General features: G+C 41.2%; 20 protein-coding genes. 14 read left to right on the top strand and 6 right to left on the bottom strand.

The features are described from left to right. Positions 1 to 103: 103 nt before the first annotated feature. A complete protein-coding gene (locus FTU58_RS11690; RefSeq protein WP_004972459.1) occupies positions 104 to 751 on the top strand; it encodes a hemolysin III family protein in 648 nt (215 codons plus the stop codon). 185 nt (positions 752 to 936) lie between these two features. Beyond that, a complete protein-coding gene (locus FTU58_RS11685; protein WP_096901571.1) occupies positions 937 to 2,250 on the top strand; it encodes an MFS transporter in 1,314 nt (437 codons plus the stop codon). 67 nt (positions 2,251 to 2,317) lie between these two features. Here FTU58_RS11685 and FTU58_RS11680 read toward each other — a convergent pair whose 3' ends face one another. Then, the gene (locus FTU58_RS11680) at positions 2,318 to 3,328 is read right to left on the bottom strand and encodes a metallophosphoesterase (protein ID WP_131260738.1); all 1,011 of its coding nucleotides are present in this window, start codon (positions 3,326 to 3,328) and stop codon (positions 2,318 to 2,320) included. Between the two features lie 176 nt (positions 3,329 to 3,504). On the opposite strand from FTU58_RS11680, the gene FTU58_RS11675 reads away from it, so the two are divergent. After that, positions 3,505 to 5,115 carry a phospholipase D family protein gene (locus FTU58_RS11675; protein ID WP_257222365.1) on the top strand — a complete coding sequence of 537 codons (1,611 nt, stop codon included), beginning with the start codon at positions 3,505 to 3,507 and terminating at the stop codon, positions 5,113 to 5,115. Positions 5,116 to 5,212: 97 nt separating this feature from the next. On the opposite strand, the gene FTU58_RS11670 is transcribed toward FTU58_RS11675, so the two are convergent. Next, positions 5,213 to 6,031 carry a 1-acyl-sn-glycerol-3-phosphate acyltransferase gene (locus tag FTU58_RS11670; protein ID WP_096901584.1) on the bottom strand — a complete coding sequence of 273 codons (819 nt, stop codon included), beginning with the start codon at positions 6,029 to 6,031 and terminating at the stop codon, positions 5,213 to 5,215. A gap of 292 nt (positions 6,032 to 6,323) precedes the next feature. On the opposite strand from FTU58_RS11670, the gene hflX reads away from it, so the two are divergent. The 6 genes from hflX to FTU58_RS11640 all read left to right on the top strand — a co-directional run bounded on the left by hflX (position 6,324) and on the right by FTU58_RS11640 (position 10,493). Continuing rightward, positions 6,324 to 7,664 carry a ribosome rescue GTPase HflX gene (hflX, locus tag FTU58_RS11665; protein ID WP_131260739.1) on the top strand — a complete coding sequence of 447 codons (1,341 nt, stop codon included), beginning with the start codon at positions 6,324 to 6,326 and terminating at the stop codon, positions 7,662 to 7,664. A gap of 35 nt (positions 7,665 to 7,699) precedes the next feature. Next, positions 7,700 to 8,071, top strand: coding sequence for a hypothetical protein (locus FTU58_RS11660; RefSeq protein ID WP_004972466.1), 372 nt, complete (start codon positions 7,700 to 7,702; stop codon positions 8,069 to 8,071). A gap of 9 nt (positions 8,072 to 8,080) precedes the next feature. After that, positions 8,081 to 8,755: an LrgB family protein gene (locus FTU58_RS11655; RefSeq protein ID WP_004972468.1), complete on the top strand. Its 675-nt coding sequence runs from the start codon at positions 8,081 to 8,083 to the stop codon at positions 8,753 to 8,755. 86 nt (positions 8,756 to 8,841) lie between these two features. Then, positions 8,842 to 9,288 (top strand): DUF2147 domain-containing protein, encoded by a 447-nt coding sequence (locus tag FTU58_RS11650; RefSeq protein ID WP_104853073.1) that lies wholly within the window; start codon positions 8,842 to 8,844, stop codon positions 9,286 to 9,288. A gap of 201 nt (positions 9,289 to 9,489) precedes the next feature. Then, a complete protein-coding gene (locus tag FTU58_RS11645; protein WP_004972472.1) occupies positions 9,490 to 9,936 on the top strand; it encodes a DUF2147 domain-containing protein in 447 nt (148 codons plus the stop codon). Positions 9,937 to 10,040: 104 nt separating this feature from the next. Beyond that, entirely contained in the window at positions 10,041 to 10,493 is a 453-nt protein-coding gene (locus FTU58_RS11640; protein ID WP_004972473.1) for a DUF2147 domain-containing protein, read from the top strand. A gap of 83 nt (positions 10,494 to 10,576) precedes the next feature. On the opposite strand, the gene FTU58_RS11635 is transcribed toward FTU58_RS11640, so the two are convergent. From FTU58_RS11635 to FTU58_RS11620, 4 genes are all read right to left on the bottom strand, one after another. After that, entirely contained in the window at positions 10,577 to 11,425 is an 849-nt protein-coding gene (locus FTU58_RS11635) for a symmetrical bis(5'-nucleosyl)-tetraphosphatase (RefSeq protein ID WP_096901578.1), read from the bottom strand. Then, positions 11,425 to 12,237 (bottom strand): 16S rRNA (adenine(1518)-N(6)/adenine(1519)-N(6))-dimethyltransferase RsmA, encoded by an 813-nt coding sequence (gene rsmA / locus FTU58_RS11630; RefSeq protein WP_004972477.1) that lies wholly within the window; start codon positions 12,235 to 12,237, stop codon positions 11,425 to 11,427. The genes FTU58_RS11635 and rsmA overlap by 1 nt, the downstream gene beginning before the upstream one ends. A 19-nt stretch (positions 12,238 to 12,256) precedes the next feature. After that, a complete protein-coding gene (gene pdxA / locus FTU58_RS11625; protein ID WP_180062461.1) occupies positions 12,257 to 13,225 on the bottom strand; it encodes a 4-hydroxythreonine-4-phosphate dehydrogenase PdxA in 969 nt (322 codons plus the stop codon). A gap of 62 nt (positions 13,226 to 13,287) precedes the next feature. Beyond that, positions 13,288 to 13,698 (bottom strand): hypothetical protein, encoded by a 411-nt coding sequence (locus tag FTU58_RS11620; RefSeq protein WP_180062460.1) that lies wholly within the window; start codon positions 13,696 to 13,698, stop codon positions 13,288 to 13,290. 265 nt (positions 13,699 to 13,963) lie between these two features. On the opposite strand from FTU58_RS11620, the gene rplM reads away from it, so the two are divergent. From rplM to FTU58_RS11595, 5 genes are all read left to right on the top strand, one after another. Next, on the top strand, positions 13,964 to 14,392 hold the full coding sequence (rplM, locus tag FTU58_RS11615) for a 50S ribosomal protein L13 (protein ID WP_004909012.1): 429 nt from the start codon (positions 13,964 to 13,966) through the stop codon (positions 14,390 to 14,392). 12 nt (positions 14,393 to 14,404) lie between these two features. Further along, positions 14,405 to 14,791 carry a 30S ribosomal protein S9 gene (gene rpsI, locus FTU58_RS11610; protein ID WP_004972483.1) on the top strand — a complete coding sequence of 129 codons (387 nt, stop codon included), beginning with the start codon at positions 14,405 to 14,407 and terminating at the stop codon, positions 14,789 to 14,791. Between the two features lie 249 nt (positions 14,792 to 15,040). Beyond that, a complete protein-coding gene (locus tag FTU58_RS11605) occupies positions 15,041 to 15,694 on the top strand; it encodes a glutathione S-transferase N-terminal domain-containing protein (protein ID WP_096901581.1) in 654 nt (217 codons plus the stop codon). 10 nt (positions 15,695 to 15,704) lie between these two features. Beyond that, positions 15,705 to 16,133 carry a ClpXP protease specificity-enhancing factor gene (locus tag FTU58_RS11600; RefSeq protein ID WP_004972487.1) on the top strand — a complete coding sequence of 143 codons (429 nt, stop codon included), beginning with the start codon at positions 15,705 to 15,707 and terminating at the stop codon, positions 16,131 to 16,133. A 16-nt stretch (positions 16,134 to 16,149) separates the two neighbouring features. After that, complete coding sequence (locus FTU58_RS11595; RefSeq protein ID WP_004972488.1) at positions 16,150 to 16,800, top strand: hypothetical protein; 651 nt, start codon at positions 16,150 to 16,152, stop codon at positions 16,798 to 16,800. Positions 16,801 to 17,020: the final 220 nt, after the last annotated feature.

The following is a 17,020-nucleotide window of genomic DNA, read 5'->3' as shown; positions in this document are numbered from 1 at the left end:
AAAACCTGAAAAAATTACAATTCAAGTTTAATTGTTATTACCCTAAAAGCAAAATTGAATTACGATACAGTTGTATAATTAAAGAAATTAAAGCAGATTCGCCATGAAATTAAATGCCCCTTTAGTGCCTGATTATGACCTGCAAGAAGAACGGATTAACTATCTGAGCCATGGTGTTGGTGCGGCTTTGGCATTTATTGCAGGTATTCTTTTAATCATTAAAGGTGCGTATTTAAGTACGGGACAATGGCTAGGTTTGTGGGCCTATGCAATAAGCATGGTACTGCTTTTTTCTGCTTCAATGCTGTATCACATGGCAACCGCAGCAGACCGTCGTTATTTTTATAAAAAGTTAGATCACACCGCAATTTATTATTTAATTGCAGGGACTTATACCCCATTTTTATCCATCGCGATTCCTACTCAAAAAGCACAATATTTGTTAATTGCCCTGTGGATTATTGCCCTGATTGGCACCCTATTTAAACTGGTATTTATCAACCGTTTTCATAAAATTTCTTTAATTGCCTACTTGGTGATGGGTTGGTTAGCCGTTCTGGTCATGGACGATATGCAAGCCTATTTAAGCAGCCAAGCCCTGACCTTTTTGCTAATTGGCGGCATTGCCTACACCGTGGGTGCATTGTTTTATGCCTTAAAACGCGTAAGATATACCCACGCAATTTGGCATGTATTTGTCCTAATTGGTGCAGGCGCACACTTTCTGGCAATTTATCTGTATGTGATTTAACGCTGAATATCGCTCATGTCTTACAGATAAAACGATCAGATTTGAATGGTGTTCATGGATGCAGTTTTGTAACCGACTTCTTGTTCAAAAAAGTATAACTACAAGAAGTATCTACTATTTTTCTGCCAGTGCGGTCTGTGCCAAATTGCACTTTCATTTAAAATTCACTTTACATAAGGTCCTGTATGGCATCTTCATCTACTGCTGCCGCTGAACAGCCGACTCAAAATTCTAAATTTCGAGTACTGACTGCAAGCTTGGTCGGTACCACCATCGAGTTTTTTGACTTTTATATCTACGCCACTGCGGCAGTCATTATTTTCCCGTATCTGTTCTTTCCGACCAGTACTGACCCAATGACGGCAACCATTCAATCTCTCGCCACCTTTGCAATTGCCTTTATCGCCCGTCCAATTGGCGCAGCTTTATTTGGACATTTAGGAGATCGGATTGGACGCAAAGCCACTTTGGTCGCGGCATTATTGACCATGGGAATTTCTACAGTCTGTATTGGCTTACTGCCGACGTATGCACAAATTGGGATTATCGCGCCATTACTGTTGGCGTTGTGTCGCTTAGGGCAAGGTTTAGGCTTGGGCGGTGAATGGTCGGGAGCAGTACTGTTAGCCACAGAAAATGCCCCTGAAGGTAAACGTGCTTGGTATGGCATGTTCCCACAATTGGGCGCTCCGATTGGTTTTATTCTTGCCACAGGTTCATTCCTTATTTTAGGTGCGCTGATGTCTGAGCAAGACTTTATGACATGGGGCTGGCGCATCCCGTTTATTTCGAGTGCCTTATTGGTGATTGTCGGTTTATGGATTCGCTTAAAACTGCATGAAACGCCTGCCTTCCAAAAAGTGTTGAATAAACAAAAAGAAGTCAATGTGCCATTTATTCAGGTCTTTAAAAAACACGCTAAAATGTTAGTGCTCGGAACAATCGCTGCAATTTGTACCTTTGTGGTGTTTTATCTGACTACGGTATTTGCCTTGCAATGGGGCACCAAACAACTGGGTTATTCACGTGAAGAATTCTTAAAACTTCAACTACTAGCCACATTGTGTTTTGCTGCTTTTATTCCCCTCTCAGCCGTTTTAGCCGAAAAATTTGGACGTAAAACTACCTCTATTGCGGTGTGCATCGTCTCTGCAATTTTTGGCTTATTTTTTGCCGACATGCTTGCTTCAGGCAGCACGTGGATTGTATTTATTTTCCTGTGTATTGGCTTGGCAATTATGGGACTTACTTACGGGCCCATTGGTACAGTATTGTCTGAAATTTTCCCAACATCTGTACGCTATACAGGCTCCGCACTCACCTTTAACTTGGCGGGTATTTTTGGCGCATCGTTTGCCCCACTCATTGCCACCAAACTTGCCACCACTTATGGCTTGGCTGCAGTTGGTTATTATTTAAGTGCAGCATCCATCTTGTCTTTAATCGCATTTTTAATGATTCGAGAAACCAAGCATGATGATGTAAACAATCAAATTTAAGCGCAAAAATTGCATCAAAAAAACCAGCCTCGGCTGGTTTTTTTCATGTAGGCGATGGTGACGGTGCTTACAATAATTCAATAATATCAATCGTGGGCGGCACACCAAAACGAAAAGGAACACCGACCATTCCTGTCCCTACAGTCACAAATACATCGGCATGATCATGGCGATATAACCCCTTTTTATGCCCTAAAATAGATACTTTTTTCATCACATAATCGGTCAGCCACGGCAGTTCAACCTGCCCACCATGGGTATGTCCTGCCAACATCAACGGACGTGTCGGCAATTTTGGCACCATATCCACTGTATCGGGGTTATGTGATAACAACACCCACGGCTTATCCTGAGGTAAATCGGGCATATAGCGCATGTCGGTTTTACCTGCCCATAAATCGCCAATACCGAGCAAACGAAACTCATCAAACTCGACAATTCTACCTTCAATATCAATCACGTTATTTTGTTCTAAAGCCGTTTTTAACAGCTCTTGAATGGGCGGGCCAGGATACTGCTCATCATGATTACCATTTACCGAATATACAGGCGCACAAATTTCTTTTAATACCGCCAATTCTTCGACCAATTTATTTTCAGGCTCATAAGTCCAGTCGCCTGCTACAACGACAATATCGGGGTTTTGCAAATTGAGTTTTTTCACAATTTGCTTCAATTGACGCTCATGCCCAGAAAACAAGCCAATATGTAAATCTGCAATTAAAGCAATTTTGACAGGCTTTAATAAACGGCGATCTGCATGAATTTGATATTTGGTAGTTTTGACTTGAATCAAATGCGGTTCAATAAAACGCGCATAGCTCAACACAGCACTGACTAAAAATACAAAAATCGCTTCGTGGATGGAGTAATAGCCCTGAATACCCGCATAGACACTAAAAAAAACCAAAGGCGGCAACAGGTAAGACAAATAAAATACCAACAAATGCACAAAGGCCTTAAACGGGTGAATGGTTTCTGTATTGGCCTGACTGCGCCATGCTTGCGAAACTGCCCACAGCGCCAAAATTGCCATACCCATATAGAAATACAACACGACTGAATCGTTATCCCACATATTTATTCTCTATTACTTCATACTTCTGCTATTCAATGCTGCGCTAAACCCAGATGTCGCATTTAACCCACACACGTCATATATCTGTATTGTCATATTTATCTTTTCATAGCTGACAATTATACTCAAACCCTATTTTTAACTTATTTGCTCCTCGTGCTAAAAAGGAATTTAATTTGGCAAACCGCAGCTCATCCGCTCCATTTCAAAATATTCGGCACAACGTCTTGTGGCTGAGTTGCGCCTTCGTTTTGACACTCTCAGGCTGTAGCACGCTGCCCAAACAGATTGAACATCCGATCCAGATGGCGTTTGAAACCCCAACCGATCAAACCAGTTTGGCCAAAATTGTACTTCCGCTACGCGAAAAATATCCGCAGCTTACGGGTTATCATGTCCTGTATGATCCGCTCGAAGCCCTAGCAGCACGTATCTATCTGATTAATAAAGCAGAAAAATCTTTAGATTTACAATATTATATTTGGGATAACGATAAAATTGGCGCGCTTGCACTACACGCCATTATTCGTGCGGCAGATCGTGGGGTGAAAGTCCGCTTATTGGTCGATGATAACAATGCCAAAAAAATGGAAGGCATTTATCTCGCGCTCGATCAACACGTCAACATCGACATCAAACTGTATAATCCATATCGCTTTCGACATTATCGTGCCATGGACATGATTTTGGATTTGAAGCGTATTAACCGTCGTATGCACAACAAAAGCTTTATTGCCGATAACCAAATTTCTCTGATTGGTGGGCGCAATATGAGCAATCAATACTATAACGTCAGCGACAATTATCAATTTTCTGATGTCGATGTGATGTTAGTCGGCTCGGCTTCGGATGAAATTATTCACTCTTTTGATGAATACTGGAATGATGACTATGCTTATTCAGTCAAGCAATTGGTCAATCCACAACATTACACCTTGCGTTATGAAAGCTTAAAACAGCAATTAGAACAGCACGATCAAGAAGCCACCGTACAAAATTATTTAGATTTGGTGACTCGTTCTAAAGCGATTGAACAGTGGATGACGCATAGTATTAAGTTCGATTGGGTCAGTGCTGAAGTGGTCAAAGATGCGCCGAGTAAAATTAAAGACCGCGCCTCAAAAGAAGAACATCTCAACTTTCAATTGCTGACGCATTTAGAGAAGCCAAGCAGTAGTGTCGATATTATTTCTGCGTATTTTGTCCCCGAACAATCGGGGGCAGAAAAACTAAAAGACTTGGCGGATGATGGCGTTCAGGTACGCGTACTGACCAACTCCTTTAAAGCCAACGATGTTCCTGTGGTGCATGCTTTTTACGCCAAATATCGAGAAGATGTATTGGCAAATAACGTGCAGCTGTATGAGTTTTTGGCGCGACCTGAAATGGAAAACCTAAACACACATACGCACGAAATTTCCAAAAAAGCCAAAGTCAGTATGAAAGGTTTAAGCCGTTCTAGTTTACATGCCAAACTCATGGCATTGGATGAAAAACAGGTATTTATTGGTTCGTTTAATTTTGACCCACGCTCGGCATATTTAAATACTGAAATTGGGGTGATTTTAAACAGTCCGCCATTGGCTCGCGCAGTTCACCACACCATGGATGTCAATTTGTCCAAATATGCTTATAAACTGGTTTTGGATGCACAGCAAAACATTCAATGGCACATGAAAAATCCACAAGGCGAAACTCAAATTCTGAAAAAAGAACCAGGGATGAAATGGTATCAACGTGCGGCAATGAAAATTACCTCATGGCTGCCAATTGAAGGCTTTATGTAGCAACATAATATTGAAGCTGTTGGATGATGACCATTATTCTTAAAAAAATGTGATGTGCTTAGGCTATCTTTAACATGAAGATGCGCCTAAGCATGTTTTATGATGTCAGCACTTGTGGTTTTAATACCTGACGATGCAACTCAGCCAAACCTTCTGTCATGCGTTCCTGTACCACAGCAGTTAAAGATTCAATATCGTGCCCTTCTACCACAATTGCAGGTAACGCCATTAAATGCGCTGTCACTTTCGGCATTTCCAAAACATCTTTCACATGATCAACAAAGGTCATGTCATTAATAAACGGCGCAACAGTATCTAACTCACCTTGCTGATTCACATAACAAATCAGACAAATTTGCACAGGTCGTTTGGCTTCAATTGCTGCCCCTAAAATACGACCATGCACTTTTTTAATTTTGCTTCCATCTGACGTGGTCGCTTCAGGAAAAAATAATACAGGAATATCTTGTTTTAAAAATTGCGTGATTTGTTCACGAATTTTGACTGAATCGCCAGAGCCACGCTTAATAAATAGCGTCCCCCCACCTTTGGCTAACTTACCCAATAACGGCCATTTTTCAATTTCAGCTTTGGCCAGAAAAAATACCCGCGCACTAGAACCCAATACCGCTACATCTAACCACGAAATATGATTACTGACCCATAGCGCAGGGTCATGCGGAATTTCACCATGAATTTGCACTTCAATATTAAAAACTTTGCACAATTGACGGCAAAAATATTGCACATAGCGCGTATTGTTCGGGTTGTTGGTGTCTTTATACAATTGATGACGATAGACCAAATAAAACCCTTCACCAATCGCGCCAGCCGTTGCCAGAACTTTTTTGCTATACAAAGCAAGCTTTGCAAAACCATGAATTGGAGATGTGTGAGTTTCAACAGCTGGGTTCATAGGGTCATCACTAATTGTTAAACGCAAAACAACGTATAAAGGTCTATATTTTGCTCATTCTATACTGTTCAATCTGAACTTGCATTGATAATAAAAACCGAAACCTGCATGCAAACATGCGACTTTTGGCAAAATCTAAATAGATAAATTCTATATTGGGGTCATCCTTATAATTGAGTTTACATACGTTGATATAGCATCAAATCAGGGCGCAGGAAAAATCCAATCATCTATTTCCCTGCACAAACATTTTTTCTACTAGAATATAGCTTTAGCATGGAGATTGCGCTGAGTGGAAAATTTTGTGCCACCTCAAGATGGCGAGCGTGTTGTACTGGTCAGTGTCGCTGTCCAAATTTTAGAAGACCTAGATGCCGAAGAATTTCAGCTCTTGGCTGAATCTGCGGGTGCAGAAGTTTTACAACACGTCCACACTCAACGTAGTAAACCCGATGCCAAACTCTTTATTGGCTCAGGCAAAGCCGAAGAAATTGCCGCATTGGTCAAAGAACACGACGCCAATTTGGTCATTTTTGATCATGCACTCAGTCCTGCACAGGCACGTAATTTAGAAAAAGTGATGCAATGCCGTGTGGTTGACCGTACCGAACTCATTTTAGATATTTTTGCTCAACGCGCCCGCACTTACGAAGGTAAATTACAGGTCGAATTGGCACAATTACAACATTTATCTTCACGTTTGGTGCGTAGTCGCAGCAACTTAGACAGTCAAAAAGGTGGTATCGGCTTACGTGGTCCTGGGGAAACCTTGCTTGAAACTGACCGACGCTTATTGCGTATTCGCATGGGACAACTAAAAACCAAACTCGATAAAGTCCGTCAAACCCGTGCACAAGGTCGTGTGGCTCGGCAAAAAGCCGCCATTCCTACCGTTTCATTGGTCGGTTATACCAACGCAGGCAAATCGACCTTATTTAATATTTTGGCGCAAAGTGATGTCTATGCTGCTGACCAACTGTTTGCTACGCTTGACCCTACTTTACGGCGTTTAGAATGGGATGGCATCGGACGTCTGGTATTGGCAGACACCGTTGGCTTTGTAAGAAACCTATCTCACTCTTTGGTGGAATCTTTTAAAGCAACTTTGGAAGAAACCTTAGAAGCCAGTTTATTGCTGCATGTGATTGATTCAAGCAACCCCGATGTGTTGGAACAAATTGAAGCAGTCGAAGGTGTGCTAAAAGAAATTGGCGCAGATGTACCTATTTTGCGGGTTTACAATAAAATTGATGTCTCAGGCGAAACAGCCAAAATTATCTATGAAAAACCGCATCAACCTGACCGTGTCTATGTATCGGCACATTCAGGGCAAGGTTTAGACTTGTTAAAACAAGCCGTACATGAATGTTTGATGGGGCAAATTCAAAAGTTTGATCTTAAATTACAACCTGCTTATGGCAAACTGCGCAATCAACTGTATGCGCTCAATGTCATTCAGGCAGAACAGTACGATGATGAAGGTCAATTACATCTACAAGTCAGCATGGCACCACATAAACTGGAACAACTGATTAAACAGGCACATTTACCGATAGACGAAATTTTAGGTGCACAGGCAGAACAATTTAAACGTCCGCTTGAAGCATTTGAAATTGACGATCAGATCGGTTAAAACGTGATAAGTAAAATTTTAATGAAAGATCAAAAATGAGCAGGATAAAACATATCGATTGGCCAGCATGGATCGGCACACTCCTTTTGATTATTGTGTTTCGTGAAGCCTCTGTATGGATCATGACCCAATTTAATCACCCAGAATTAGGCAATTTAGTCGGTTTGCTCAGCCTGCTGGCGGTATTATTTACATGGCGCAAACTCAGTAAAATTCCTGCTCGTCTGGTCGATACCAACAACAAAATCATGAAAGAAAGTGCCTTTGCCTTTTTACCCATCAGCGCGGGTTCATTAATTATGCTCACGCACATGGGCAAACAAATTCCAATCTTCTTAATTGTGTTGTTTATCAGTACGCTGATCCCGCTTTGGCTGTATGCCAAAATGGCAAAACGCTGGCTTTAGGAGATTAAAATGCTGTCAATTCTATATGGTTTTTTAATCACTCTCGTTGCATATTTACTGGCAAAACCTTGCAACCAAAAAGTCCCGCAAATCCCTGTGATTGTCTTTGGCATGTGTTTTGTGTTGCTACTGTTGTATTTTTTCGGGATTCCATACGAAACTTACGTCGCACAAACCAACCCTTTGTTTAATCAATTATTGGGCTATGTGACAGTTGCACTCGCCATTCCTCTAGCAGCCATGCGTTATGACGATTTACCCCTCAAAGCGATTTTAGGTATTTTGTTCTTTGCCAGTCTTAGTGCTGTGGCGCTGCCGATGGGGCTTGCTTATGCGCTACATATGTCCAGTGCCGATATTATGGCATTTGCCACCCGTGCAGTGACCACGCCGATTGCGATTAATATCGCAACCTTATTAGAAGCACCGATTCAATTGGCAGTATTAATTGTAATTTTATCAGGTGTCGTGGGTGCTGCTTTTTCACCACTTATTTTAAGGCATATCAATGATGAACGTGCTTCAGGTTTGGCACTTGGCTTAGCTGCACATGCCATTGGTACTGCTCAAGCATGGCAACGTGGCAGTGTTGCAGGACGTTATGCTGCCTTTGGCATGGCAGTCAATGCAGTCTTTACCGCAGTTTGGCTGCCAACATTTATACTGTATTTACAAAGAATGTGACTGAGCAATCACTTTTAAAGATTGTGACCATTTCACTTTCTTTTTATTATGAAATATCCAGTTTGCGAAATGAAGGAACATTGAACATGGTCAAGATGAAACTCACCGTTGCCTTAATCTGCTCAGCCTTAGGTAGTTTTGCGCTGGCTCAAGATATTACAGGAACTTGGAAAAACATTGACGATAAAACGGGTTCATCTAAAGCCATTTTAGAAATTCGTCAGGAAAGCAATGGTAGCTATACCGCTAAAATCGTTAAAGTGACGCCACGCCCAGGTTACACACCAAGAGAAACCTGTGTCAACTGCCCTGCGCCTTATACCAACCAACCGATTTTAGGTATGGATGTACTCACTGGCTTAAAATATACAGGTAATTCCAATTTCACAGGCGGGAAAATTATTGACCCTTTAAGCGGCAATATTTACAGCACCAAAGCCAAATTGAGCAATAATGGTAAGCGTTTGACCATGCGCGGTTATGTCGGTGTATCGGCTTTAGGTCGCAGCCAAACTTGGATTAAAAGTGATTAATTTATAAGTTATTCCATCAACTTAATTAATTCACTTTTCACTTAAAATGCCACACGTTCGTGGCATTTTTCACATCTTTTCCAGCATTTTCCCTGCAAGTTTAAGATTAAAAATTTCCTCAAATCTCTTGACTCTTACCACAACTCGCTTTATATCTTGAATTAACCTCTGTAATAACTTTCGACAATCAAAGGAACTGATATGAAGAAAAATGTATTGATGGGTGTATTTGCAAGCTTAATCTTCAGTGGTTCAGCATTTGCTGCAGACCTAACAGGTATCTGGCAAAGTATTGATGACAAAACAGGTTCACCCAAAGCCCTGATTGAAATTACCCAAGCTGAAAATGGCAGCTTTACTGGTAAAATTATCAAAGTCACACCAAGACCGGGCTATACCCCAAAAACTATGTGTGTGAATTGCCCTGCACCTTATACCAACAAACCTTTGGTCGGTTTGGAAATTATTAGTGGCTTAAAGCATGTGGAAAATAACAACTATGCCGATGGGCGTATTTTAGATCCACTTACAGGCAAAATGTATAGCCTGAAAGGTCGTTTAGCATCTAATAATAAACGTCTCACTTTACGTGGTTACGTCGGAATTTCAGCCATTGGTCGGACACAAACGTGGATTCGCCAACAATAAGCGAGTAATTGTGTCTCATCGGTCATTTTTTCTGGATACTCGGGACTTTGTGTCCGTTAATTCACAGATTAGACTAGCCGCAAAGACCGAGTAAGGGAAATAAAATGATTCAGAAATTGGCTTTAGGAATAGCCGTCATCTTCGGCAGTCTAAGCACTTTGGCGATGGCACAAGATTTAGCAGGAACTTGGCAACAAATTGATGATAAAACAGGCTCACCCAAAGCTGTCATCGAAATTCGTAAAGAAGCCAATCAAACCTATACGGGTAAAATTGTGAAAGTAACCCCGCGTCCGGGTTATACCCCACGTGAACTTTGTAATAAATGCCCTGCGCCTTATACCGACCAACCTATTTTAGGGATGGATATTTTAAAAGGCTTACAACAAGTCAAAAACAGCAACAATTACGAAAAAGGACGCGTAATTGATCCATTGGCAGGTCGTATTTACGATGCAAAAATTCGCCTCAACTCAACAGGTAAACGTTTAACTTTACGTGCTTATATGGGTGTATCTACACTAGGTCGCAGTCAAACTTGGATTCGAATTCAATAAAATTCAAGATAAAAAATAGCCACCTCAATAGGTGGCTATTTTCATTTCATCATCACATTTTTAAATTTTAAAGATGAATGTTATTACCATTCTGCCAGCGGATTATCCACTGCAAACAATTGCTGATCTTCCAAACGATAAGCCACAAGCTGATTGCCCCACACACAACCGCCATCCACATTTTGAATATTGTCGGCTACCGTTTGTCCCTGCAATGCTGCCCAATGACCAAATACGATTTGATGTGTTTGCGCAGCTAAAGATGGATATTCAAACCACGGTTTAAAACCTTCTGGCATCGGATCATCTAAGGCATCTTTAAAGCTGAATTCCAAACCACCCTGTGCATTGGCTAAACGCATACGGGTCAAATAGTTGGTAATACAACGTAAACGCGCATGCCCCTCTAAATCATCCGACCAAACTGCAGGTTCTGCCCCATACATTTCCTTTAAGAATGCATCCACTACCTCAAAGTCCTCATGCCCAATCACCGCCTCAACTTCTTTTGCCAAAGCTGCGGTTTGTTCCGCATTCCAAATATGTGGAATACCTGCATGAGTTAAAATGGTGTTTTCATTAGGAAAAAGACACAATGGTTGTTTACGCAACCAATCAATCAAATCATCACTGTCAATTGCATCAATCACATCACGAGTGTTGTCTTGTGCTTTGATTTTCTTTAAGCCACGTGCGCCTGCCAACAAGGTTAAATCGTGATTGCCTAACACCGTTGCTGCAACGCCACGATCTACCAGTTTTTTAATAAAACGCAAAGCACCTACCGAGTTTTCACCCCGCGCGACTAAATCGCCTGCAAACCAAATAAAATCTTGATCGGGATCGAACTGTATTTCTTTTAATAACAGTTTCAAGGCTTCAAAGCAGCCCTGCACATCACCAATGACATAGTTGTATCGAATTGCTGCCATTAATTCACCATCTGATCTGCCAATGCGACAAATGCACTCAAACTTAAAGTTTCAGGACGTGCCATTGGGTCTACCCCTGCACGTTCAAACGCATCTTCAGCCAACATGCCTTTTAAGCTATTGCGCAATGTTTTACGACGTTGGGTAAATACATGCGCCACCAAACGTGCCAATGCTTTTTCATCTTTGGCAATAATCGGTTTAGTCACATAAGGCTCTAAACGGAATACTGCAGAAGTCACTTTAGGCGGTGGATTAAATGCGCCAGGCGGTACTTCAAACAAGAACGTTGGCTTACAGTAATACTGCATCATCACCGATAAACGCCCATATTCTTTGGTATTCGGTTCAGCCGTGATACGATCTACCACTTCTTTTTGCAGCATAAAGTGCATGTCTTTAACTTTGTCACCAAACTCTAAGAGATGAAACAAAAGCGGCGTCGAAATGTTATACGGCAAGTTTCCAACCACACGTAGCGGGCGCCCTTCCTGAAATAACTCGGTAAAGTCATATTTCAGCGCGTCACTTTCTACAATAGTTAAACGCTCAGGATGTGGCACACGTCCCGGTAAGCCTGCGGCCAAATCACGGTCTAATTCCACTACAGTCAAAGCATCACACTCACCAATTAAAGGTGAGGTCAATGCCGCTAAACCCGGTCCAATCTCGACAATATTATCGCCTGGACGTGGGTTTACTGAGCGGACAATTTTGGCAATCACGCGTTGATCATGCAAAAAGTTTTGACCAAAGCGTTTACGAGCCTGATGCCCTTCATCTTTTGGGTTTAGGGCATTAATTTGATACATAAAGATTTCCAAGCTGAAATTATGAACGTGCTAAATCCAGCGCTAAATCGACAGCAACATGCAAGCTAGAACTTTTCGCAAGTCCCGTACCTGCGAGGGAGAGCGCTGTGCCGTGATCGACTGAAGTGCGAATAAACGGTAAGCCTAAAGTAATATTGATTGCTTCACCAAAGCCCTGAGATTTTAACACAGGTAAACCCTGATCGTGATACATCGCTAAAACTGCATCGGCATCTTTTAAATTTTCTGGGGTAAATAAAGTATCTGCAGGTAAACTTAAACTGAGATTTTCACCGCGATTACGGTAATTTTGCAGCACAGGATTAATCACCTCAATTTCTTCCATGCCTAAATAACCATCTTCGCCCGCATGTGGGTTCAAACCACAGACCAATACTTTAGGATGTTCAATTTTAAACTTGCTTTTTAGATCGTGCAGCAAAATATCAATTACTTGTTCTAAACGTGTTTTGGTAATGGCATCTGCCACGGCACGTAAAGGTAAATGCGTGGTCGCCAAGGCAACGCGTAAGGTTTTGGTGGCTAACATCATCACCACACGCTCAACACCTGCAAACTCCTGATAATATTCAGTGTGCCCACTAAAAGAAATACCAGCTTCATTAATAATAGATTTTTGCACGGGTGCTGTCGCCACGCCCACACTCTTACCTGTCATTGCATAAGAAGCTGAGCGACGTAATTGCTCCAAAACGTAAGTTGCATTTTGTGCATTTAAATGCCCCAACTCAACATCTACAGCCAAAGGCACATGCTCAACATATAACTGCCCAAGCGCTGCAGGCTGTTGCTGACCTGAATATTCAATCAATTCGACTTGTTGCTTTAGAATTTCGGTGCGTTGTTGTAATAATTGATGATCTGCCAATACCACAATTGGACGCTCATCTTGTCGAGCTGCCAGACTTAGACAAATATCAGGTCCAATACCTGCAGGTTCACCACTGGTGACATATAAAGGGCGCATGCAGCTTCATCCACTATAGCTAGGTGTAGCTGAATTATAGCGCCATCCTGAGCAAAATTGTTTTATCTCCAATCTAATCTAAATCGGCTATCTAAGATGCCCATCTGATGCGCCCACTCTGAAATGCCAATCACGACCGCGCATAACAACAAACCTATAAATAGTATTTTGGGCGCTTGCTGAATAACTGCTCGATAGTTTTGATCAGATAGACTCAAAATGATGAAGCCTCCAATGCCATATAGCATAAAAGGGAGCAAGGTCATGTGCATAAATACAGAATAGATTAAGATAAAATCAAATACATCAGTACCATAAGCTGCACCTACCAACAAAAATGCCAGTTCATACAGACCAATCAATGTGATGAAAAAACCTGCTATAAATTTTAGCAGTTTATTTGGTTGCGGCTTTAATGCTTCTGTCGTTAATGCTTTTGTCGTTGTAGCGATGCGTTCTAAATCATCAGACATAGTGATCCGTCCTCATCATTATTATTTGCTGCGACCATACAGAAAAAGCTAAAACAGCACTAGATAAAGAAGATCAATACCTGATTTTTACTGTCGTGAAATGGTCGCTAGAGGTGATTTTGCTTTTATAACCAAACTTGATAAAATATAGCGCTTAAAATGTGACTTTTCCATTGTAGTTCTACCCATTCTCAGGTAGAATTCGGACTCCTTTTTGTTTGGACAGCTTCCATAGTCCAAACCAACTATAATAGGTAGTGGTTTAATGAAAACTCTCAGCGCTAAGCCAGCTGAAGTTCAACACGACTGGTACGTTGTTGATGCTTCTGGCAAAACTCTAGGTCGCCTTGCGACAGAAATCGCTCGTCGTTTACGCGGTAAGCACAAAACTTCTTATACTCCTCACGTTGACACTGGCGACTACATCGTTGTCATCAATGCTGAGCAAGTTCAAGTGACTGGTAACAAATCACTTGACAAGAAATACTATCGCCACACTGGTTTCCCTGGTGGTATCCGTGAAACTAATTTCGAGAAATTAGTTGCTCACAAACCAGAAGAAATCTTCCAACGCGCTGTAAAAGGCATGTTGCCAAAAGGTCCTCTTGGTTATGCTATGATCAAGAAAATGAAAGTGTACGCTGGTGCTGAGCATCCTCACACAGCTCAACAGCCACAAGTTTTGGACATCTAAGGGATACAGCACATGGCTACTAACTATGGTACAGGTCGCCGTAAGACCGCAACTGCACGTGTTTTCTTATCAGCTGGTACAGGTAAACTCGTAATTAACAACCGTACTCTTGAGCAATATTTCGGTCGTGAAACTGCTCGTATGATCGTACGTCAACCATTAGAGCTTCTTGAAGCTACTGAAAAATATGACCTTTACATCACTGTTGCTGGTGGTGGTATTGGTGGTCAAGCTGGTGCAATCCGTCACGGTATTACTCGTGCATTGATCGCATCTGACGACACTTTAAAACCTGCTCTTCGTCAAGCTGGTTTCGTTACTCGTGATGCTCGTGAAGTTGAACGTAAGAAACTTGGTTTACGTAAAGCTCGTAAACGTCCACAATTCTCTAAACGTTAATTCGTTTACCGAATCGGACACAAAAAAAGCCTTGGATTTTCCAAGGCTTTTTTTTTGCAAATCAACGAGCTGAGCATTTTAAGCCAGATAAACAATTCGGATTCACATACACCAAAAATCAAAATTCAATACAGTCCAAAAATTGAAAACCAATCAACAAATATCTCATACACTTTTATCAGCTTTGCTGGGTGATTTTAGTGGCTAAGTTTAGTATCCTATTCTATTCATTTGGTTTTATTTCGGATTATGTCAGTCGAGAACGCACCCTTACAAGGCATTACCCTCTACAGTCATGCGGACGACTTTCGCTCACATTGGATTCGTTACGTTCTGGCCGAAAAACAAATCAAATATCAACTGATTTTGGTCGATTATGAAGATGAAGACCTCGCAAGCCTGAATCCGTATAATCAACTTCCAATGCTGCTAGAAAACGATTTAAAACTCTTTAATACTGCGATTATTTCCGAATATCTGGATGATCGTTATCGACAAAATAAACTTTATGCCGATGCACCTATGCCACGTGCAGAACAACGTCAATATATTTGGCGCTTTGAACAAGACTGGTTCAAACTTGCCGATCAGATGCTACGTCATCCTGATAGCTTAGATTACACAACACAGCGCGCTGCACAAAAAAAATTACGTGATACACTCATTTCACTGACACCATTATTTCAGCATTATCCTTATTTCATGTCAGAAAATTTCAGTATTTTAGATTGCATGCTGGCATCCTTATTTATACGGCTAAAAGCCATGGGCATAGAATTACCTCAACAACACTGTCGTCCAATTTTCCTGTATTGTCAGCGGATTTTTTCACGCCCTGCCTTCACTCAAGCAATGACTTTGCAAGAAAAAAATCGCTATCAAGAATTTTTAATTCATACTTAAAGAGCATATTATGTCTGAATCTGAAATCAATTTAAGTCCAACCCGTCCTTATTTAGCCCGCGCAATTTATGAATGGATTTGTGATAACCAACTCACACCACATTTATTGGTCGATGCTACACAGCCGAATACGCTTGTTCCTGAACAATTTATTCAGGATGGTCAGATTGTCCTAAATATCGTTCCACATGCAGTGCATGCCTTACACATGAGCAATGATGCAATCACCTTCTCTGCACGCTTTGGTGGCGTATCACGCGACTTATATGTACCTATGAATGCCGTCGTAGGTATCTATGCAAGAGAGAATGGACAAGGCTTATTCTTTGATCCAAGTGAGTATGCACATATCCAAAATGATCAAGATGCTTTAGAATCAAAGACTGAAGAAAAAACCGAACAAACTAAGAAAAAACCAAGCCTTAGATTATTAGATTAAAACAATGGAGTAGTGAATGGCTTTTGATTTAGTACAATATTTTGCAGCGCAGATTAAACTTCAAAAGCCCTCGCTTTTGAAACAATATAATGCTGTTGATCGCGACCAATATATTCAAGAAATCAATGCGCTGAGCTTAGGCAAACTGGTCAGTCTGTGGCGAGAAGACAACCAAAAACTTTATCAAGAAATTGATCATCAAGATGAATTATATATTCAGGAAATTGCACGTCGACTCACCACATCTCCACACAATCAGTCACCTCTCTCCAAAACTGAGCTTGAACAGAATATTAGTGAAGTCTTAGCCTTACAACTCACAGAGCTCAAGCAATTGGATCAAACCGGTAATTTTGGCAATAAAGGTCTAGGTGAATTATTGCTAGGTCAAATTGAACATTTATCTGGTCAAGCGGATGATTGGGTTTGGTCAACAAACGATCTAATAGAGTTAAAAGGTTCTAAACCAATTCCTCAAGAAGAGCTATCATTAGAGGCATCAATGAAGGAGTTTAATCAAATGGTACAACAACATACCCACGATGATCATCAAAATATTGAGCCTGTAGAAGCAATTGTACCCACTTGGTCTAAAGTACTAGAACCTATCGTTGCGATTGCGATTTTAGCAATTCTATGGTGTTCCGTTACTCAATTATTCGCTTAAATCAATCTTCTATCTAAGCCGTAATAAAACCATCATCATCTGATGGTTTTATTTTGCCTTCACTTTTTATAGTTTTTAATATTTTCTTTTCTACATAAAAAAACACCCCCAACGCTAGTTGAGGGTGTTTGAATAATGAGCTGGCGATGACTTACTCTCACATGGGTAACCCCACACTACCATCAGCGCGAAGAGGTTTCACTTCTGAGTTCGGGAAGGG

Origin of the sequence: Acinetobacter sp. YH12120 (assembly GCF_013418795.1) — a bacterium.
In the GTDB taxonomy this organism is placed as follows: domain Bacteria; phylum Pseudomonadota; class Gammaproteobacteria; order Pseudomonadales; family Moraxellaceae; genus Acinetobacter; species Acinetobacter towneri.
Note: the sequence above shows the minus strand (reverse complement) of the source record. Positions and strands in the feature narration are given on the sequence as shown.